The following is a 20,336-nucleotide window of genomic DNA, read 5'->3' as shown; positions in this document are numbered from 1 at the left end:
CCCACTTATCCCTTTACCAGAATAGGTTATTTTAATGAAAAAAGTACTTTTTCTTACCTCATTAGTGACAAGCTCGATGGTATTTAGTGCCACTGCAGCGGATGCACCAAAAGAAATTAACCTGGGTATTCTTGGCGGGCAGAATGCGACACAGCAAATTGGCGATAATATGTGTGTCAAAGACTTCCTGGATAAGGAATTAAATGTTAAAACAAATTTACATAATGCTTCTGACTATTCAGGTGTTATTCAAGGTTTGTTAGGTGGGAAAATTGATTTGGTATTAAGTATGTCTCCCTCATCTTTTGCTTCTGTTTATATCAAAGACCCTAAAGCTGTTGATATAGTAGGTATAGCGATTGATGATGCTGATAAGTCGCGCGGTTACCACTCTGTTGTTGTCGTTAAAGCAGATAGCCCTTATCAGAAAATTGAAGACCTAAAGGGAAAAGCATTTGGCTTTGCTGATCCAGATTCAACCTCCGGATTCTTGATTCCTAACCAAATTTTCAAACAGAAATTGGGTGGCAACTCAGATAACAAATATAACAATTTCTTTTCTAGCGTGACATTTTCTGGGGGCCACGAGCAAGACATTCTGGGCGTTATTAATGGTCAATTTGACGGAGCTGTAACTTGGGCTTCAATGATCGGTGATTATAATACCGGTTATACCAGCGGGGCATTTACCCGAATGATCCGAATGGACCTTTCTTTCCTATAGCTTTATGCGCTTGGAAATTAATTTTCGGCAGTCAACTATTTTGGGGCTGGTGGGGGCGGGGGGAATTGGTCAGGAGTTGATGACCTCAATAAAACTGGATCGCTATGATCAAGTTAGCATGACGTTACTGCTGATAATTATTGTCGTGTCAGTATTAGATTATACCTCTGGTAAATTACGCAAGCGAGTCGTGGAAGGAGTTTCATCATGCTGACTAGTCATCTTACTTCTGGGCAACTATTAACACTGAAGCAGCAAAATCCGCAGATTTTCTTACAGCAAAAACGATATATCCGCTGGGTAGCGATAATTACCTTAGGTGTTTTTTTGTATTATCTTTTTTTCTTTAAAACTTTTGGTATCTCGTGGCCGGTATTTTTAAATGGTAGTCGGAAAATAAGCCGTTACTTTATGCGGATGTTTGTTTGGCATGATTTTATTCATTGGCCATTTAAATATTACTTTGGCCAGATTTTTATTACCTTAGCAATTGTTTTTGCCGGGACATTGACTGCTACGTTGATCGCTTTACCTTTGTCATTCTTGGCTGCTCGCAATGTAATGTCGACGCCCGGTTTACGTATCATTTCATTTGGCGTACGCCATTTTCTGGATATCTTCCGTGGTATTGATATGGCAATCTGGGGGCTGATTTTTGTGCGTGCAGTCGGTATGGGGCCTCTTGCTAGGGTATTGGCTATTATTATGCAAGATATGGGATTATTGGGAAAACTCTATGCCGAAGGGCATGAAGCCGTCGATAAATCTCCCAATCGTGGTTTGACTGCTATGGGGGCTAATGCCCTACAAAAACAGCGTTTTGGTGTTTTTACTCAGTCTTTTCCCACCTTTTTAGCGCTAAGTCTTTACCAAATTGAATCTAACACCCGTTCGGCTGCGGTATTAGGTTTTGTCGGGGCGGGGGGGATTGGTTTAGTCTATGCCGAAAATATGCGGTTATGGAATTGGGATGTTGTGATGTTTATTACTTTAATAATGGTTGTTATCGTTATGATTATGGACAAAATCTCAGCAACTCTGCGAGGTAAATATATTATTGGTGAGGAAATTGCACTTTATCAACCTGATAATACTATTAACGTGAAGCCTTAATATATGAGTTTATGGATTAAAGTGAGATTTTATTTTCCCCTTTAATTAATCTTTCTATGTGAAATAAAATAATAATATCTAATGAGTTATAATGCTCATGATTATTTTATATTTTCGTATGTTACATGTTTTTATCATTATACAGATTTACATTGAGAAAATCTGTGTTGATCTATATAATACTGCCCGCTAGACGTTAAAGAAGCTTTTTGTTTTTCTTGCGATATTCGCATGCGTCTAATCTAAATAATAGGAATAGGGCAGTAATATGATCAACAACGATGTGCTCCGTAGTGTTCGCTATATGCTTAACGTAAACGATACCAAGATAACAGAAATCATTAAGCTGGCTGATTTTGAAGTGAACAATGCGGATGTCGTTAATTTTCTTAAAAAAGAAGACGAAGCTGGTTATCAGGATTGTCCTGATCTGGTGATGGCACATTTCCTTAATGGCCTGATTTTCTTTAGGCGTGGTAAAGATGACAAGTTCCCCGCACCAGCGGTGGAACCCGTCATTACTAACAATATCGTGCTAAAAAAACTGCGTGTTGCATTTGAATTGAAAGACACGGATATGCACGATGTTTTCAACGCGGTGGAATTCCCAGTGTCAAAACCTGAGTTAAATGCTTTGTTCCGTAAGGAGGGAAGCAAAAATTTCCGCCCTTGTGGTGATCAAGTATTACGCTATTTCTTGAAGGGTTTGACATTACGTATCCGTGGCCCTAAAAAATGAAACTCATTATATCGATAGAAAAGAGAATACTGATAGCTGATGGCGAGTAACAAACAGGAATAGCATTGCTATTCCTGTTTTACGTTTAATGGCCAGAGCATTTTACTTAATTTTAAATCAGCGCATTTCGCTTTTCCCATCGGCTTATCCCCCTTATTTTTATTGCACTATTTGTGTTCGTCAGTTGCGCGTTAATGGTGCAGATAATGAGGTCGTATATCAGTTGATTTACCTTGGATATTTATAATCTTCAATTAAATTATTAAGATGTAAAGTTGGCATGGCAATTGCGCTGGGTAATTCAATTTTGTGTATCTTACTCAACGACCAGAGGTTAACGCTATGCAACATCGTAACTTAATTAAGGTTTTTGCACTTTCAGCTTCGGTTATCGGTATGGGAGTGGCTTTTGGTGCATTGGCCGCTGATACTATTAAAGTGGGTATTTTGCACTCATTGTCCGGCACGATGGCTATTTCTGAAACTCCCCTGAAAGATATGGCGTTAATGAGTATTGATGATATCAATGCTCATGGTGGTGTATTGGGTAAACAGCTTGAGCCGGTTATTGTTGACCCGGCATCTAACTGGCCGTTATTTGCCGAAAAAGCACGGCAATTATTAACACAAGATAAAGTCGCGGTTGTTTTTGGTGCTTGGACTTCAGTCTCTCGTAAATCAGTTTTGCCGGTATTTGAAGAACTCAATGGTTTATTGTTCTATCCGGTGCAATACGAAGGAGAGGAGATGTCACCGAATGTTTTCTATACCGGTGCAGCCCCCAATCAGCAGGCTATCCCTGCGGTGGAATATTTACTGAGTGAAGATGGCGGTGGCGCGAAACGTTTTATCTTACTGGGTACTGATTATGTTTATCCGCGCACCACCAACAAGATTTTACGTGCTTTCCTGCACAGTAAAGGTGTCCAGGATAAAGATATCGAGGAGATTTATACCCCGTTTGGCTATAGCGATTACCAAACTATCGTGAGCAATATTAAGAAATTCTCTGCCGATGGGAAAACGGCAGTAATTTCCACCATCAATGGCGATTCGAATGTTCCTTTCTACAAAGAGTTAGCTAATCAGGGCATTAAAGCGACGGATGTCCCCGTCATTGCTTTCTCTGTGGGAGAGGAAGAACTTCGCGGTATTGATACCAAACCACTGGTCGGTAATCTCGCGGCGTGGAACTATTTCCAGTCGGTGGATAACCCAACGAACCAGAAGTTTGTTGAGCAATGGAAAGCTTATGCCAAAGCACACAAGTTGCCGAATGCGGATACCGCCGTTACCAACGACCCGATGGAAGCGACTTGGGTTGGCATGCATATGTGGGCTCAAGCGGTAGAAAAAGCTCAATCAACATATGTGGATAAAGTGCGCGCGGCGATGGCTGGGCAGACTTATCAAGCACCGTCAGGCTTCACCTTGACCATGGATGAAACCAACCATCATTTACATAAACCCGTGATGATTGGCGAAATTGAGGCTGATGGGCAGTTCAATGTGGTGTGGCAGACTGATGCGCCTATCCGTGCGCAACCATGGAGCCCATTTATCGCCGGAAATGATAAAAAACCGGACCACCCCGTGAAAAGCACTCAGTAGCGCTGACTCCCTGGAGCCAGTCATGTTTGGTTGCCTCCGGCTCTTTTCTCCACATATCAGTGATGAGTGGCCTATGAAATCGTTAATTCTTGGTTGGAGTAGAGCGGCTAACGACTTGCTTAAAGTGATGATGGGCTTGTTACTGGGCGTATCAACCTTGGCGACAGCAGGGCCAGCTCATGATTTTGCTGCGGCTAATCGCTCACAACAAGCTATTTTGTTGCAGCAATGGGCGACAGCGCCAGATGCAAGCCGGTTACCCTTATTGCAAGCATTGAAACAAGAAACGCTGGTGATAGACAGTGCCGGGCAGGCTTTCGTCCAGAATAATCAATCGCTTACCCCGCTAGAGGGGCAGCTACAGCCGATGGGCACCCCGAAGAAAATTTGGCTCAATAATCGTTTACGTATTCTGATTGCGAATGCATTGGCGGCTCAACGTCTTGTCAGTGACGATGAAGCTGTGCGTTTACAGGCGGCACAAGAGTTACAGCAGCAGGCGCAAAGTTTTCAATTACCGCTTCTTAATCAGCGCTTGAAATTAGAAACCAGCAGCAAAGTCAAAGAGGCTTTGAGTATTGCGCTGGCTAATTTACAACTTACCGACAATAACCCGCAGATACGTTTGTCCGCGGTACAACTGCTGGGGCAATCGGGTTTGCCACAGACTCAATCGCGGTTACAAAGCTTAACCGATGCAAAAATGGAACCCGATGCCACAGTACGCGCAGCGGCGGCCAATAGCTTAAAACAGGTGCAAAACCGATTGATGGTGGGGGATATCATCGGGCAAGTTTTCAGCGGGCTATCTCTGGGGTCTATCTTATTGTTGGCTGCGCTGGGATTAGCTATCACTTATGGGTTATTGGGCGTCATCAATATGGCCCATGGTGAAATGCTGATGCTAGGAGCCTATTCCGCCTATTTAGTGCAATCCTTATTTCAACAATTTGCCCCACATTGGCTGGCACTCTACCCCTTGGCTGCGCTGCCCGTGGCTTTCTTTATTACTGCTGGAATTGGCATGGCTTTGGAGCGAACAGTGATTAGACATCTGTATGGCCGTCCACTGGAAACACTACTGGCAACCTGGGGGATCAGTTTGATGCTTATCCAGGGGGTGCGGATGATTTTTGGCGCGCAGAATTTGGAAGTTGCCAATCCTAGCTGGTTATCCGGCGGGATACAGGTTTTACCCAATTTAGTCTTACCCTGGAATCGCATTGCTGTTATTGCTTTCGTGTTGATTGTTTTGCTGCTCACATGGTTGCTGCTGAATAAAACACGCCTTGGATTACAGGTTCGTGCTGTGACGCAAAACCGTGCCATGGCTGCGTGTTGTGGGGTGGCGACAGGTCGGGTCGATATGCTGGCTTTTGGGCTGGGTTCGGGTATCGCCGGGTTAGGGGGGGTGGCACTCTCACAGTTGGGGAATGTCGGCCCGGAATTAGGGCAGGGCTACATTATTGATTCTTTCCTGGTGGTGGTGCTCGGTGGTGTCGGCCAATTAGCAGGCAGTGTGGTTGCCGCTTTGGGGCTGGGTATGTTGAATAAAATTCTGGAACCGCAGATTGGCGCAGTGTTAGGCAAGATATTGATTTTAGTGCTGATCATTTTGTTTATTCAAAAAAGACCGCAAGGTTTATTTGCCCTTAAGGGCAGGGTGAGTGACTGATGAATCAACCTTTGGCGGTGACCTTGGCGCAGAAAGCACCAACCCTGAGTCTGTCATTAGCAGGCATAGTCATTATTTCATTGATTATTCTTCCCTTTCTGGCGCTGTTGCCTGCGGATAGTCCACTGGCTATCTCGACATATACCTTGACCTTGATGGGGAAGATTCTGTGCTATGCAGTGGTGGCCATTGCACTGGATCTGGTGTGGGGATATGCCGGGTTACTGTCTCTCGGCCATGGTTTGTTTTTTGCATTGGGCGGTTATGCCATGGGGATGTACCTGATGCGGCAAGCCGCTGGTGATGGTTTACCGGCATTTATGTCATTTCTCTCATGGTCTGAGTTGCCGTGGTTTTGGGAGGGCAGTCAATATTTTGTTTGGGCGCTGTGCTTAATTGTATTGGTTCCCGGCTCATTAGCTTTTATTTTTGGCTACTTTGCCTTTCGTTCCAAAATAAAAGGCGTTTATTTTTCTATCATGACTCAAGCATTAACCTATGCCGGAATGCTACTGTTCTTTCGTAATGAAACCGGCTTTGGTGGTAATAATGGTTTCACCGGTTTCACCACCATGCTGGGCTTTTCGGTATCAGCAACCACGACGCGTATTGCCTTATTCCTGGCAACACTGGCACTGTTAATCGCCAGTTTGGCATTGGGTTTTGCCATCGCGCGCACTAAATTTGGCCGGGTATTGACGGCGGTCCGTGATGCTGAAAACCGCCTGACATTCTGTGGCTATGACCCTAAAGGTTTCAAGTTATTTATCTGGACACTGTCCGCAGTGCTCTGTGCGCTGGCCGGTGCGTTATATGTCCCACAGGTTGGCATCATCAATCCCAGTGAAATGTCACCAACCAACTCTATTGAAGCTGCAATTTGGGTGGCACTTGGGGGGCGCGGTACTTTGATTGGTCCTGTTCTGGGGGCTGGAATTGTTAATGGTGCCAAAAGTTGGTTTACCATGGCGATGCCGGAATATTGGCAATTCTTCCTCGGTTTAATCTTTATTTTGGTGACCTTATTCTTGCCGAAAGGTGTTATTGGTTTGCTGAAACGGGAGAAAGACAAATGAGCCGATTTCAAATTACGGAGCAACTGATTTATCCGGAAATCATTGCTCAAGAGCCCGGTTTTATTCAGCACACCGCGGATAAATATCGCCATCAGCGGGATCCAGTACTGACTCTGGAGGATATTAATGTCAGTTTTGATGGCTTTCATGCATTGCGAAATCTTTCGCTGCAAATTGGTATCGGTGAGCTGCGTTGTATTATTGGCCCGAATGGTGCGGGCAAAACGACTTTGATGGATGTTATTACCGGCAAAACTCGACCACAAAGTGGCAAGATGATGTATGACCAACATCATGACCTTGCGACGATGAGTACCGTTGAAATCGCCCAAGCTGGGATTGGGCGAAAGTTTCAAAAACCGACAGTCTTTGAAGCATTAAGTGTGTTTGAAAACCTTGAATTAGCACAAAAAAGCACTAAAACGGTTTGGGCAAGTTTACGCGCCAAGTTGACAGGTGAACAGCGGGATCAAATTGATGAAACGCTAATATTGTTGCGCCTGAATGATATGCGCCAAAGACCAGCAGGTTTGTTATCACATGGACAGAAACAATTTCTTGAGATCGGCATGTTATTAGTGCAAGACCCGCACTTATTGCTGTTAGATGAGCCAGCCGCCGGAATGACAGATGCCGAAACGGCTTATACCGCAGAGCTATTTAACCAATTAGCCGGGAAGCATTCATTGATGGTGGTCGAGCATGATATGGGGTTTGTCGAGACGATTGCTGACCATGTCACTGTATTACATCAAGGGCAAGTGTTAGCCGAGGGCTCATTAGCCCAGGTGCAGGCTAATGAGCAAGTGATTGAGGTGTATTTAGGGCGCTGAGTGGCCCGGCGATTGATCTCAATTTCTTAATCAAAGGCGTTGGCGCTTATATTTTAGTATGGCGTGGCTGGTGACTGTTTGGATATTCGAGGGTAATACATGCTGCAAGTAAATGAACTTGATCAATATTATGGTGGCAGCCATATCTTGCGCGGCTTGTCATTTGAGGCCGCCATAGGAGAGGTAACCTGTTTATTAGGCCGTAATGGTGTGGGGAAAACTACGCTGCTCAAGTGTTTGATGGGGTTAGTACCAGCTAAGCACGGCAGTATTATCTGGCAGGGGAAAGATATTGGCCACCATTCGCCACATCAGCGCGTAAAGGAGGGCATTGCCTATGTGCCACAAGGCCGGGAAATATTCCCCCGATTAACAGTAGAAGAAAACATTCTCTTGGGGCTTTCGCGTTTTCCCAGTTCACAAAGTCGCTCTGTTCCAGAACATATTTATCAACTTTTCCCGATTCTAGAGGAAATGAAACACCGCCGTGGAGGAGATTTATCGGGTGGACAACAGCAACAATTGGCCATTGGGCGAGCGCTTGCTTGTCAACCTCGCTTGTTAATTCTTGATGAACCAACCGAAGGAATTCAGCCTTCAGTGATTAAGGAGATCGGATTAGTTATCAAAAAACTAGCAGCTCAAGGGGATATGGCCATTTTATTAGTCGAGCAATTCTATGATTTTGCCGCGGAATTGGCGGATAGCTATTTAGTTATGTCCCGCGGCAAAATTATCCAACGAGGGAACGGAATTGATATGGAGCTTGATGGTGTCCGTAACCTAGTCGCTATTTAAGTTATGGCAGCCGAGTATCATCAATGGGGAGTGAATCGGATGCGCCCCATTCAGCCCAAGAGCCATCATACAGCGATACTGACGACGCATTTACTGCTGTTAATCCCAGCGCTACTACCGCAGCTGTAACACCAGAACCACAGCTGGTGATAATAGGTTTAGTCAAATCTACACCTTGAGCGGCAAAAATATTTGCCAACTCTTGAGGTGATTTCAAATACCCATTTTCAACCATACTCCCCCAGGGCACATTAATACTGCCGGGGATACGGCCAAGGCGTAAACCGGGACGGGGTTCTGGCTCCAATGCTTTAAATCTGCCCGCCGGACGCGCATCTAAAATTTGTATTTCATTGCTTTTAATCGCCGCTAATACCTCATTAGCATTTTTGACTGCGGTACTATCGAAAGTTGCATTGAAGGTTTGAGATGTTGGGTTGGCCGGGCCACTTTCTAATGCTAACCCTGACTGCTGCCACCCGCTAAGTCCCCCTGCGAGTATACGTACTTTTTGTGCGCCAAATAGACGAAATGTCCACCAAACCCGAGGTGCGGAGAACAGGTTACCATCATCATAAATGACTAAGGTATCTTGCTCATTAACCCCTAATTGGCCAACCATTTCACTGAACACCTGTGGTGATGGCAACATATGTGGCAAATCGGTACTGTTGTCAGCTATGGCATCAATATTAAAGTAAACAGCGCCGGGAATATGCCCTTGCTCAAACTCGGCCTGAATATCTCTTTTAGGCGTTAATCCCGGTGGGGACATTCTGGCATCCAGAATAACGATGTTGGCATCATTAATATGGTCTGCCAGCCATTGTGGTGTTACCAGAAAAGATAAGTTCATAACAAGTTACCTGTCGTCATTATAAAGAAGCCGCTTAGCCAAATGCTTCATCGTGGTGCTCACTATATAACGAAATTACAGCATTGAAACCTTGAGTTATCATTGATGCGCAGCACTTCGCAAATTTATGAAATAAAAATTCTTTAATTACAATTAAAGGAATTAATCATTCTTTTAATTGGGTTGTGATTTCATTCTGTGAGCTAAGTAACGAGATTTAAGGGCGGATAATGCAAGTTTTCATGAGTCATTCCAATTAATCGTACTACTTCGCAAAAAAGGTTTTTATTCCACTTCCTCATTGAATTTGAAATTTTAATTTCGTATAACCGTTAACAAATTAAGTCTCTTAGTGGGGCATTAATCTTGACAAGATAAGGGGAGCAGAATGAAAAAAGTTCGAATTGGCCTGATTGGTACCGGTTATATTGGTCGCTGTCATGCTATTGCTTATGCGCAAGTTGCGACTGTTTTTCCTTTGAAGGGATTACCGGTTTTAGAAATGCTGGCAGAAGTCACACCTGAATTGGCCCAGCAACGTGCCACCGAGTTCGGTTTTTCCCGGGCTACCGCTCATTGGCAAGAACTGGTTGCTGATCCAGCTATTGATGTCGTAGATATTTGTGCACCTAATTTCTTGCACAAAGAAATGGCCCTCGCGGCTATAAGTCATGGTAAGCATGTTTATTCTGAAAAACCGCTGGCTCTTAGCGCTGCAGATGCCAAAGAAATGGCCGAGGCGGCACGGGCAAAAGGTGTCAAAACGCTGGTGGGATTCAATTATATGAAGAACCCGACCAGCCAGTTAGCGCGCGAGATTATTGCCAATGGTGAAATTGGTGATGTGGTGCATTTTTACGGTACTCATAATGAAGATTATTTGGCTGACCCACAAACACCGTTGGATTGGCACTGTACTAAGGCTCAGGCAGGATTAGGTGCGTTGGGGGATTTAGCCGCGCATATTGTCAATATGGCCCATTACCTAGTCGGTGATATAACCAATGTATGTGGCGATATGCAGACCGTTATTAAACAGCGACCAGACCCGAAAAATCCTTCATTACTATGTGCGGTAGAAAATGAGGACCAAGCCAGTGCACTCGTGCGTTTTGCCAATGGAGCCATGGGAACAATAGAAACTTCAAGGATTGCTTGTGGCCGCAAAATGGGCCTGACGTATGTCGTCACAGGAACTAAAGGTGCCATCAGCTATTCTCAGGAGCGGATGGCGGAATTACAGCTCTATCGGCATGATGATCCGCAATCCAGACAGGGGTTTAAGACATTACTTACTGGACCACAACATCCAGATTATGCAGCATTTTGTGTTAGTGCTGGGCATGGTATCGGGTTTAATGATCAAAAAACCGTAGAGATTCGTGATTTAATTAATGGCATCGCCGCAGGAGATAATATGTGGCCAGATTTTGAAGAAGGTTGGAAAGTATCCAGAGTGCTGGATGCAATTGCTCTTTCAGCAGAGAAATTGTGCTGGGTTAATGTAGCCGAAGATTGATTTACCCGGCCATAACTCATCGGTTTTCGCTTCTAATTATATCAACACAAAGAGTGATTATCTCATTGTCAGATTTATATAGCATTTTAAGTTAGTTAGCAGGAGGTATTATTAAGTTGATACTGGCCGGAATAATGCCATGTATGAGGCCTAAATATGCCTACTGCCGATGTTAAATTTAATTACCGTGAGACAGGGAATGCTTATTATCTTAGTGAGCAGCAGCGGGCGCGGATAAAACAATTGTCCCGCTCTTGGGTCTGGCGGCTTGAGTTGCCTACTTGGGCATTGATTGGTGTTATCTATACTGGCTGGTTTACCTGTGTCATCTATTGGCAGCAATTAGGTGCGGTGATGGGTAGCGTACTGCTAATATTGCTGAGTGCGTGGTATATGTCGCTACAACATGAGTTAATTCACGGTCATCCAACTCGTTGGCGATGGGTGAATCAACTATTAGGGACTTTGCCACTAGCAGTATGGTATCCCTATATTTTTTATCGTGATTCACATATTCAGCACCACAGAGATGAAAATTTAACTCACCCGGAAAAAGATCCAGAGTGCTATTATTACACTGCTGAACAATGGCTATATTTCACGCCATTGTTCAAAATTATTGTGCGGGTTAGCAATACTTTTATTGGTCGAGTAACTCTGGGCGTTGTGCTAGATATCATCGATACCATTCGTTGTGCCATTCGCGCCTTCATTGCTGGCAATCGCCCGGCTATCATAATGTGGCTGACTCATTTTGGACTACTGGGTTTATTGTTTCACTGGATGGCTGGTTACGGTATTTCGGCTATTCTCTATATTTTGGTGATTAGCTTTCCGGCGCTGAGTTTGACCAAAGTAAGATCTTTCTTTGAGCACCGCGCAGCTGAAAACAGTGCCGCACGTTCTACTTTGAATGAAGCTGCATGGCCATGGCGTCTGCTATTTTTAAACCTCAATTATCATCTGGTTCATCATGACTTACCGGCTTTGCCTTGGTATGGATTACGACAGATTTATCTGGAAAATCGAGTTCAATATCAGCAACGCAGCGAGCAATTTGTGGTGAGCGGCTATACTCAATGGTTCGAAGCATTTGCTTTTACTGCCTTGGAAATAGAAATTCATCCCTTTTATGACAGTGAAAAGAAAACCCTAAGCGAGCAAGCTCGTCATGACGTGATTGACGGTGCAGATAGGCACTCCGAGTCAGTCTAAAATTGCCTGCCTACGCCGAAATGAAGGCACTGGTCTGTCCGTAAAAGCTCAGATGTTGCTGCCATTTATCTGTGATTTACTGTTGTTATGTACAGTGTTTTGTGTAATCTTAACAGTCAATCTTGTCAGCGAAGCTCTTTTTACTTAGCTATCATACTGTTATCTATAAAGCTAATGTGGTTACTTATTTGTTAATGATGGTGGGCTTTTCCTTGCTGATATGGTCATTTTACATACATTAACGATGTGTATTTTTATTAACCTTTGAGCACATAGAGGTAGAATATGGCGGAGATCTTAACCCGTAGCTGGTTTTTTGCGCTAGCTACAGCAATGTTGGCGGTATCAATTGGCACATCACAGGCCGCTGACACTGTACGTGTTGGCTCAAAAATTGATACTGAAGGCTCATTGTTGGGCAATATTATTGTGCAGGTTCTTGATGCTAACGGGATTAAAACGACCAATAAATCTCAGTTGGGCACCACCAAAGTTGTTCGTGGGGCTATCACGGCCGGTGAGATTGATATCTATCCGGAATACACAGGAAACGGTGCTTTTTTCTTCGCTGATGAAAAAGATTCTGCCTGGAAAGATGCTAAAGCGGGCTATGAAAAAGTAAAAGCACTGGATTATGCAAAAAATAAACTGGTGTGGCTTTCACCTGCGCCAGCAAACAATACCTGGACTATTGCTGTTCGTCAGGATCTAGCCAAAACGAATAATTTGAAAACATTAGATGATTTAGGTAAATGGATTAATGCGGGGGGGAAAATCAAATTAGCAGCTTCTGCTGAGTTTATTGAAAGACCTGATGCTCTTCCGGCTTTCCAGCAAGCATATGGCTTTACATTGAATCAAGATCAGTTGTTATCATTGGCTGGTGGCGACACCGCCGTGACGATTAAAGCGGCTGCTGAACAAATCTCGGGTGTTAATGCGGCCATGGCATATGGGACTGATGGCCCGGTGGCAGCTTTAGGGCTGCAAACGTTACAAGATACCAAAGGTGTGCAACCTATTTATGCGCCAGCGCCAATAATCCGCGAAGCTACGCTGAAAGCGCATCCCAATATCCCTGCTTTGCTTGATCCCGTGTTTGCCACACTTGATAGCGCAACCTTACAAAAACTGAATGCTCGTATTGCGGTTGAAGGTCAGGATGCAAAGAAAGTTGCCGCTAATTATCTGAAAGAAAAAGGGTTTGTTAAAGGGTAGTGGTGTATATCAGATATAGCTGTCAATATCTGTAGCACTATCCAAAAAATAGATAACCCGTTGTTATAAGAAAGATTATTTGCCATGGAGATGGAGTTTTATGGCTGTAAAAAACAGAGTCCTGTTGGCATTGGTTATTTTGATGATTTTATCTGGGATAGGGCTTTCTTTTGTCAGTCATGCACCTAATCGGTTGATCTCAGGGCAGGGTATTTCATTAATATCATTGATAAAGGGGCCTGTTTGGTGGTTGTTAGTTCCCTTGTTGATGTTATCCGCCTTCGCTTTCGCCAAACAAAATATTGTCCTGTACTGGTCAACTGTTTTGATAGCCGAAGTGCTGTTGTTCGGTCTGCTGTTTTTGGCAGGGACAACCGCGGCACAACTTGCTGGAGGTGAAGAAAGCCTTGCTCGCACATCACTTGGCGGTGGGTTCTGGCTGATGAGTGGAATGAGTATATTGATTGCTACTGATAGCTTATCTCGTGCAGTTGTGAATCCTATCTGGCGTAGCTTGGCGAACATTTCGCTGATTTTGCCTGTCGTAATATTGTTGGCAACCGGACAATTTGATCAGCTGTCATTGATGAAAGAGTATGTTAATCGTCAAGACGTGTTTAACGATGCATTATGGCAACACCTTCAAATTTTGTTGGCAACACTGGTACCTGCTGTGGTTCTGGGCATTCCTCTTGGTTTATTGTGTTTTCGCTCTCCTCGCTTTCAAGGCACTGTCTTTTCCACGCTAAATATTATTCAAACTATTCCATCCATTGCTTTGTTTGGTTTGCTGATTGCGCCGTTGGCGGGATTGGCGGCGGCTGTCCCCTGGTTGGCAGAGCATGGTGTCAGTGGTATTGGGCTAGCTCCGGCTATTGTTGCACTCGTGCTTTATGCTCTATTACCGCTAGTTCGCAGTGTTGTCGCCGGGTTAGAGGCGGTGCCCGACAGTGTGGTTGAATCAGCACAAGGTATGGGTATGACTCGCCTCCAGCTGTTTTTTCGGGTGCAGATACCGATTGCCATGCCACTGATTTTATCCGGAATTCGTATTGTTGCTGTACAAACTGTTGGGTTGGCCGTGATCGCGGCGTTGATTGGTGCCGGAGGACTGGGGGCGATTGTATTTCAAGGTTTACTTAGCAGTGCATTGGATTTGGTGTTATTGGGCGTAATACCCGTGATTGTGATGGCGGTAGTAGTTGATTCGCTGTTTAAATTCATCGTTATTTTTATGGATACTTCGCATCGATGATTCATTTCCATCAGGTAAGTAAATATTTTGCCGGTAAACTGGCAGTAGATAACCTAACGTTACAGATTGCTAAAGGAGAATTTACTGTATTAATAGGGACTTCTGGTTCCGGTAAGTCGACCACACTAAAAATGATTAATCGGCTTATTGAACATGATGAGGGTGAAATCCATTTTGCTGGGGAAGAAATACGCCATTATAAACCTGAAGATATACGGCGACGAATGGGCTATGCCATCCAATCAATAGGGCTATTTCCCCACTGGACTGTGGAGCGCAATATTGGCACTGTCCCACAATTACTGAAATGGCCCCAAGAACATATTCGGCAACGAGTTATTGAACTGCTTGAGCTGTTACATCTGGATCCAGGACAATTTCTTCATCGTTACCCTCATCAACTGTCTGGTGGGCAGCAACAACGGGTAGGCGTTGCTCGAGCCTTAGCCGCAGACCCAGAAGTATTGCTGATGGATGAGCCATTTGGAGCATTAGACCCAGTAACACGTTCGGCTTTGCAGTTTGAAATTGCTCGTATTCACCAATTATCTGGCCGAACTATTGTATTGGTGACCCATGATATTGATGAAGCGTTGAGTTTAGCTGACCGTATCGTATTGATGGATGCTGGGAGAATTATCCAGCAAGGAACGCCTCTTGAAATGTTAATTCAGCCTGCTAATGACTTTGTCCGTGATTTCTTTGGCCGCAGTGATCTTGGTATTAAATTGTTGTCACTTGGGCGCGCTGAACAACGTGTTAGGCGCGGTGAAATGACGACAGGGCAACCAATACTCGGTACGACGAGTTTACGTGAGGCCCTTTCTCTGTTTGTATCCCGGCAAACGGATAAGTTACTGGTTACTGACCAACAGGGGCATCCACTGGGTGTGCTTTATTTTGCTGATTTGGTAGCGGATGCGGATCAGGGGGGCGTATGAAACCAGCGGCTATCAAACCCGATAAAGTGAAAAAGCATCTGCTTGGGAGGCCCAAATCAAGGATAGTTAACCGCTTAACAGACCCTCTTGGCTGGGCATTACTCGTATTGTTGGGTTTGGTTTTTGGTATGACGTCGCTAGGTGGTTTTTTCGCGTCGATATTTCCTGATCTTGACAGACCTATTTATCTGCAGGAGACATTTTGGTCACTGGTTGTTGCCCATGTTTTATTGGTACTGATTTCCAGTATTATCGCCATTTTTATTGGGGTTAGCACCGGTATTGCCGTGACTCGTCCGGCAGGAAGAGAGTTTCGTTCAGTGGTAGAAACTATCGTCGCAATGGGGCAGACGTTTCCACCAGTTGCGGTACTTGCTATTGCAGTGCCGGTGATGGGGTTTAGCGAAAAACCGGCAATTATTGCTTTGGTGCTCTATGGCTTATTGCCTATTTTACAAGGGACTATCACGGGTATTGAGTCTGTTTCCAGAGATATCCGTGAGGTGGCTGAGGGGGTTGGCATGAGTGCTAGACAAATTTTATGGCGTGTCGAAATACCTTTGGCGGCACCGGTTATTGTCGCAGGCATTAGGACATCAGTTATTATCAATATTGGTACTGCTGCTATTGCTTCAACGGTCGGGACAAAAACCCTAGGTTCGCCGATTATTATTGGGCTGAGCGGTTTTAATACGGCTTATGTTATTCAGGGGGCGGTGGTGGTCGCATTATTGGCGATTATTACGGATATGATTTTTACTCGTTGGAACCGGCGGTTATCTCGTTGGCGGGGATGACAGTTACTCTTGTTGTAAAACACAACTGACGGCTGCGTTTTTAAGGCTGTTGTTAAGTAGGTGCCTATGCTGATATCACTGCCGATGTATGGGGTTAGGCCACAACAAGATGTACAGCCCTTTTGGCAAATATTGTCGCGACACTTGCACCTCTATGGCATTACTGGAATAAATGAGCAGTTATTTTGGCCGTCAGATTTACTGCCACATTGGCGTGATTCTGCGCTGCTTTTGAGCCAAACCTGCGGTTTTCCCTTGGTAACACAATTGCATCAACAGGTGCAATTGGTCGGTACATTCAGCTATCAATCACCTTATTGTTCTGGTGCGTATTACCGCAGTTTAGTGGTGGTTCGTGACGATGAGGAAGGCGAACAACTGTCAGATTTTCGTCATCGGGTCGTTGCTTATAACAGTACAGACTCTCAATCAGGGTACAATGCGCTACGAGCGCTAATTGTTCCATTGGCCGTTAATGGGCGCTTCTTTTCCCATGCAGTCGCCTCCGGTGGGCATTATCGTTCAATCGCAATGATTCAACAGCGTCAAGCTGATATTGCTGCAATAGATTGCGTTAGTTTTGCATTATTACAGCGTGCTAATCCGTCAGCAGTTGCCGGATTAAAAATCATAGCGCAAACCGATGCAACACCGGGATTGCCACTGATCACTTCTTTGGCGACATCTGCAGAGCAACTTATCCGAATACGCCAGGCCATTGAGGCCACAATAAATTCTTCAGAAGCAACTTCTGCTAAGGATAAACTATTGATTACCGGATTTAGCATATTGCCATGGTCGGACTATGGCATTATTAAGCAGATGCAAGAGATGGCTTTCTCGTCAGGAGTCATAACGCTTTAAAGCAAGTGTAGTGAAGCACCAACTTTTGCAAAATATGCGCCCTCATATGCCGCAATCTCCAGCGCAATTGCTGAGTCATTGAGCTATGTTATAGCAGTGCGCAGGACACTGGCGGGGTTAGGGATCGTCGATAAAGCAGCTATTGATGTGATAGCGGCTATTCGAGCAAGGCGCTTAATTCAGGTGTTATCTGATTAGCAGGGAAAGTTTTCACCCTTAAACCTATTGTAGCCCCACCGCTCACCGGTGCCTGAAAGGGTTAGGGGCTTGTCAGTTTTTGCAGCAGCGATGCCGCGATTGGATGGGCGTTTACGGTGATTCCTGACCATTGTTAGACAAGCCCGCAGGGCCAATATCAGACAATGGGCTGGATTCCGTCGTTTCAGTTTCATGCGGCGTTGTTGAACGAGTATAAATGTTCAGCCCTGCCAGGAAAACGCCACCTAATGAACTCAAAGCCATTACCGCAATCAGGATAATGAGTGCTTTTCTCAGCATAATTATTTTCACTTTTTATCTAAACAGCATGAATTATAGCCTGTTGGCTAAATGAAACAACCATGTTGCATTCTTACTATGCAGGTTCGCCATGTTTCAAACCGCTAGCATATTAACGGGGCTTAAACAGGAATTTTCCCAGAGTCACTAATATTACTGCCGAAACAATCACGGCTAATGCGCACCATTCTGTGGTGGATAGGCTCTCACCGGCAAAACCAATTCCTAACAATACCGCAACTACCGGGTTGACATAGGCATAACTGGTAGCGACTGCTGGGCGGACATTTTTCAGCAGGAACATATAAGCGCTGATAGCCAGCATTGAACCAAAAACAATCAAGTAAAGTAGTGAAAAGATCCCCCCTAGTGAGGGCGTTTGCTTGAGTTCTTCACCGCTTAACGTACTGGCAAGCAACAACACGACACCTGCCACTAACATTTGTGCGGCACCAGACATCGCGCCACTAGGTAATGCCAGCCGTGAACTCCAGACCGAGCCAAATGCCCAACTGGCAGAGGCCAGTAATATCAACATTGCGCCCAGCGGGTTGCCTAATAAGTTACTGCCGGTGTTGAGTAATATGATTCCGACTAAGCCAAGTGCAATACCTGACCATTCTAGCTTTGTGTTGCGCATACCCCACAACATACTGAAACATAAAGTGAATAATGGTACGGTTGCGACCATAACGGCCGCAATTCCTGAGGGAACATGCTGATGTTCTGCAATAGTGACTAACCCATTACCGATAGCCAATAATAAGATGCCAATGGCACTGGCCCCCAGCCATTGACGCAACGTGGGCAAGGCATGGCCACGAATAGCCAAGAAACTGAACAGTAATACCCCGGCAATCAGGTAGCGCAATCCCGCCATCATTAAAGGTGGCCAGCTTTCGACCCCGATACGAATGACCAGATAAGTGGAACCCCAGACGAAGTACAAAGTAAATAGTGAACCGACCAGCAACCACAGATTACGGCTATTTTGCTTCAGCATAATGATTCAATAGAAAAGGAATGGCCCAACAGAGGTGTATCAGTAAACATGAGAATAGTGATCGTTAGCAAAGGTTTTTATTATTTTTTTACGTTTTAATTTTTCCTCTAAAATTTTCGCTAAAACAGTGAGTTATTCTGGTCGATAACAATAGTTTGTTTAATAGGCAGTAGCAAAATTTGCTCTTTGCAAGAAAGCAAAAATAACTTCAGGCATGATGCATAAAACCAGATAGCTTCATGCAGCTTATCTGATGGTTATCCGATGAGGTAAGTGAGTTATGGCGGCGCGTATTATTCATCTGGCACGTTTTTACTCCGGCCTGGCTGCATTGTTAGCCTTGCTTATCATGCCCGCCTCAGCGGCAGTATTAAGTGAGTATGCCTTTTTATCGGCCGAGGTATTACAGCATAATCAACGTGTTATCGCGCAAGAAAAACTCAGGGGCGCGGGGCCAATTCCGCTGGAAACCCAGCAGGCTTATCGTCAGCTCTTGCAGCAAGCGGATAAAGCACTCAAGCGGCCAAACCCCAGTGTCATGGATAAAAGTAGTATACCGCCCAGTGGCTCTAAGCATGATTATCTGAGTCTGAGTGCATATTGGTGGCCAGATAGTCAAAAAAGTGATGGTTTGCCTTGGATACGTCAAGACGGGCAGATTAATCCCGCCAGTAAAAACGAAGAGAGTGATGGTGTGCGTTTGGCTGATTTTACCGATCAGGTACAGACTCTGACGTTAGCTTGGTATTTTTCCGGTGAACAGAAATATGCTGATAAAGCCATCAGCTTGATTAAAACCTGGTTTATTGACCCCGATACTCGTATGAACCCTAATCTCAATTTTGCTCAGGGTGTGCCGGGAATTGCCGCCGGGCGCGGAACTGGGGTCTTGGACGGGCGCTATTTTGCCACCCGAATTGTCGATTCACTGATTATGCTACGCCAAAATGAGCGCTGGACGGCACAAGATGAAAAGCAGATTCGGCAGTGGATGACGGCATATCTACAATGGTTACGGCACAGTCCGGCAGGTCAAAAAGAAGCCGCAGCAAAGAATAACCACGGTAATTGGTATACGGTACAAGTAGCTGGAATTGCTTGGTATCTACAGCAGCCACAAGTGGTGGTGGAGATGGCGGAATTACTTAAAACTAAATTGGATACTCAATTAGCAGCGGATGGTTCCCAACCACTGGAATTGGCGAGAACGCGCTCTTTTCATTACAGTTATTTCAGTTTGCAGGCCGCCATATTGATGGCCCAATTGGCTGATAAGGTTAAAATTGACCTGTGGCATTATCAAACGCCAGATGGCAGTGGTTTGATTAAAGCCCTTGATTTTATGGCCCCTTTCTCTAGTGAAAACAACCAATGGCCCTCTCCTAGTCTTGATAAATTTGGTATACGGCTGGTGCCTCTCATGGCTCAGGCTGATAAGGCGCTGGGTGAAAATCGTTATCAACAATGGATTCAGCAAGCCAACTTTTCCGATGCGGGGGCTAAGGTTGAGAAAAAACGCAGAGGTGCTGTCGCTGAAGCATTGCGCGATATCGGGTTATTCTCCATTCCTATTAACAAATAATAAAAAGCCGGGAAGAGTC

General features: G+C 44.8%; 18 protein-coding genes and 2 pseudogenes. 17 read left to right on the top strand and 3 right to left on the bottom strand.

The window, feature by feature from the left end:
* Nucleotides 1–34 precede the first annotated feature (34 nt).
* From phnD to urtE, 9 genes and pseudogenes are all read left to right on the top strand, one after another.
* Nucleotides 35–709 (top strand): annotated as a pseudogene (phnD, locus tag D5F51_RS12260) (phosphate/phosphite/phosphonate ABC transporter substrate-binding protein); the annotation flags it as partial.
* Between the two features lies 1 nt (nt 710).
* A pseudogene (locus D5F51_RS12255) lies at nt 711–938 on the top strand (PhnE/PtxC family ABC transporter permease); the annotation flags it as partial.
* Nucleotides 932–1,837, top strand: coding sequence for a phosphonate ABC transporter, permease protein PhnE (phnE, locus tag D5F51_RS12250; protein WP_129197062.1), 906 nt, complete (start codon nt 932–934; stop codon nt 1,835–1,837). The pseudogene D5F51_RS12255 and the gene phnE, both read left to right, overlap by 7 nt.
* Before the next feature lie 268 nt (nt 1,838–2,105).
* Entirely contained in the window at nt 2,106–2,576 is a 471-nt protein-coding gene (locus tag D5F51_RS12245) for a YehS family protein (RefSeq protein ID WP_025377712.1), read from the top strand.
* Between the two features lie 342 nt (nt 2,577–2,918).
* Nucleotides 2,919–4,187: an urea ABC transporter substrate-binding protein gene (urtA, locus tag D5F51_RS12240; protein ID WP_129197060.1), complete on the top strand. Its 1,269-nt coding sequence runs from the start codon at nt 2,919–2,921 to the stop codon at nt 4,185–4,187.
* A gap of 73 nt (nt 4,188–4,260) precedes the next feature.
* On the top strand, nt 4,261–5,862 hold the full coding sequence (gene urtB / locus D5F51_RS12235; protein WP_129197058.1) for an urea ABC transporter permease subunit UrtB: 1,602 nt from the start codon (nt 4,261–4,263) through the stop codon (nt 5,860–5,862).
* Nucleotides 5,862–6,938 (top strand): urea ABC transporter permease subunit UrtC, encoded by a 1,077-nt coding sequence (gene urtC, locus D5F51_RS12230; RefSeq protein ID WP_129197057.1) that lies wholly within the window; start codon nt 5,862–5,864, stop codon nt 6,936–6,938. Before urtB ends, urtC begins: the two co-directional genes overlap by 1 nt.
* Nucleotides 6,935–7,771 (top strand): urea ABC transporter ATP-binding protein UrtD, encoded by an 837-nt coding sequence (gene urtD, locus D5F51_RS12225; RefSeq protein WP_025377715.1) that lies wholly within the window; start codon nt 6,935–6,937, stop codon nt 7,769–7,771. Before urtC ends, urtD begins: the two co-directional genes overlap by 4 nt.
* 99 nt (nt 7,772–7,870) lie before the next feature.
* The gene (urtE, locus tag D5F51_RS12220) at nt 7,871–8,569 is read left to right on the top strand and encodes an urea ABC transporter ATP-binding subunit UrtE (protein WP_129197055.1); all 699 of its coding nucleotides are present in this window, start codon (nt 7,871–7,873) and stop codon (nt 8,567–8,569) included.
* A 1-nt stretch (nt 8,570) separates the two neighbouring features.
* Here urtE and sseA read toward each other — a convergent pair whose 3' ends face one another.
* A complete protein-coding gene (gene sseA, locus D5F51_RS12215; protein ID WP_129197053.1) occupies nt 8,571–9,425 on the bottom strand; it encodes a 3-mercaptopyruvate sulfurtransferase in 855 nt (284 codons plus the stop codon).
* Between the two features lie 388 nt (nt 9,426–9,813).
* Here sseA and D5F51_RS12210 point away from each other — a divergent pair, with 388 nt between their 5' ends.
* The 7 genes from D5F51_RS12210 (at nt 9,814) to D5F51_RS12180 (ending at nt 17,234) form a co-directional block, all read left to right on the top strand.
* Nucleotides 9,814–10,944: a Gfo/Idh/MocA family protein gene (locus tag D5F51_RS12210; protein ID WP_087769253.1), complete on the top strand. Its 1,131-nt coding sequence runs from the start codon at nt 9,814–9,816 to the stop codon at nt 10,942–10,944.
* A gap of 156 nt (nt 10,945–11,100) precedes the next feature.
* Nucleotides 11,101–12,159, top strand: a complete 1,059-nt coding sequence (locus D5F51_RS12205; protein ID WP_129197051.1) for a fatty acid desaturase — start codon at nt 11,101–11,103, stop codon at nt 12,157–12,159.
* A gap of 285 nt (nt 12,160–12,444) precedes the next feature.
* Nucleotides 12,445–13,377 carry a glycine betaine ABC transporter substrate-binding protein OsmF gene (gene osmF, locus D5F51_RS12200; RefSeq protein WP_129197049.1) on the top strand — a complete coding sequence of 311 codons (933 nt, stop codon included), beginning with the start codon at nt 12,445–12,447 and terminating at the stop codon, nt 13,375–13,377.
* Nucleotides 13,378–13,477: 100 nt separating this feature from the next.
* Entirely contained in the window at nt 13,478–14,632 is a 1,155-nt protein-coding gene (locus D5F51_RS12195; protein ID WP_129197047.1) for an ABC transporter permease, read from the top strand.
* The gene (locus tag D5F51_RS12190; protein ID WP_129197045.1) at nt 14,629–15,573 is read left to right on the top strand and encodes an ABC transporter ATP-binding protein; all 945 of its coding nucleotides are present in this window, start codon (nt 14,629–14,631) and stop codon (nt 15,571–15,573) included. Before D5F51_RS12195 ends, D5F51_RS12190 begins: the two co-directional genes overlap by 4 nt.
* A complete protein-coding gene (locus tag D5F51_RS12185; protein ID WP_162301735.1) occupies nt 15,570–16,370 on the top strand; it encodes an ABC transporter permease in 801 nt (266 codons plus the stop codon). The genes D5F51_RS12190 and D5F51_RS12185 overlap by 4 nt, the downstream gene beginning before the upstream one ends.
* Nucleotides 16,371–16,454: 84 nt before the next feature.
* Nucleotides 16,455–17,234, top strand: a complete 780-nt coding sequence (locus D5F51_RS12180) for a phosphate/phosphite/phosphonate ABC transporter substrate-binding protein (RefSeq protein ID WP_162301841.1) — start codon at nt 16,455–16,457, stop codon at nt 17,232–17,234.
* A gap of 309 nt (nt 17,235–17,543) precedes the next feature.
* On the opposite strand, the gene D5F51_RS12170 is transcribed toward D5F51_RS12180, so the two are convergent.
* Nucleotides 17,544–17,732 carry a hypothetical protein gene (locus tag D5F51_RS12170; RefSeq protein WP_025377722.1) on the bottom strand — a complete coding sequence of 63 codons (189 nt, stop codon included), beginning with the start codon at nt 17,730–17,732 and terminating at the stop codon, nt 17,544–17,546.
* A gap of 112 nt (nt 17,733–17,844) precedes the next feature.
* The gene (gene yedA / locus D5F51_RS12165) at nt 17,845–18,735 is read right to left on the bottom strand and encodes a drug/metabolite exporter YedA (protein WP_087769256.1); all 891 of its coding nucleotides are present in this window, start codon (nt 18,733–18,735) and stop codon (nt 17,845–17,847) included.
* A gap of 280 nt (nt 18,736–19,015) precedes the next feature.
* On the opposite strand from yedA, the gene D5F51_RS12160 reads away from it, so the two are divergent.
* Nucleotides 19,016–20,317, top strand: a complete 1,302-nt coding sequence (locus D5F51_RS12160; RefSeq protein WP_129197041.1) for an alginate lyase family protein — start codon at nt 19,016–19,018, stop codon at nt 20,315–20,317.
* Nucleotides 20,318–20,336 lie beyond the last annotated feature (19 nt).

It is taken from the genome of Yersinia hibernica (assembly GCF_004124235.1).
GTDB classification, from domain to species: Bacteria; Pseudomonadota; Gammaproteobacteria; order Enterobacterales; family Enterobacteriaceae; genus Yersinia; species Yersinia hibernica.
This window is presented reverse-complemented; position numbering and strand designations above follow the sequence as displayed.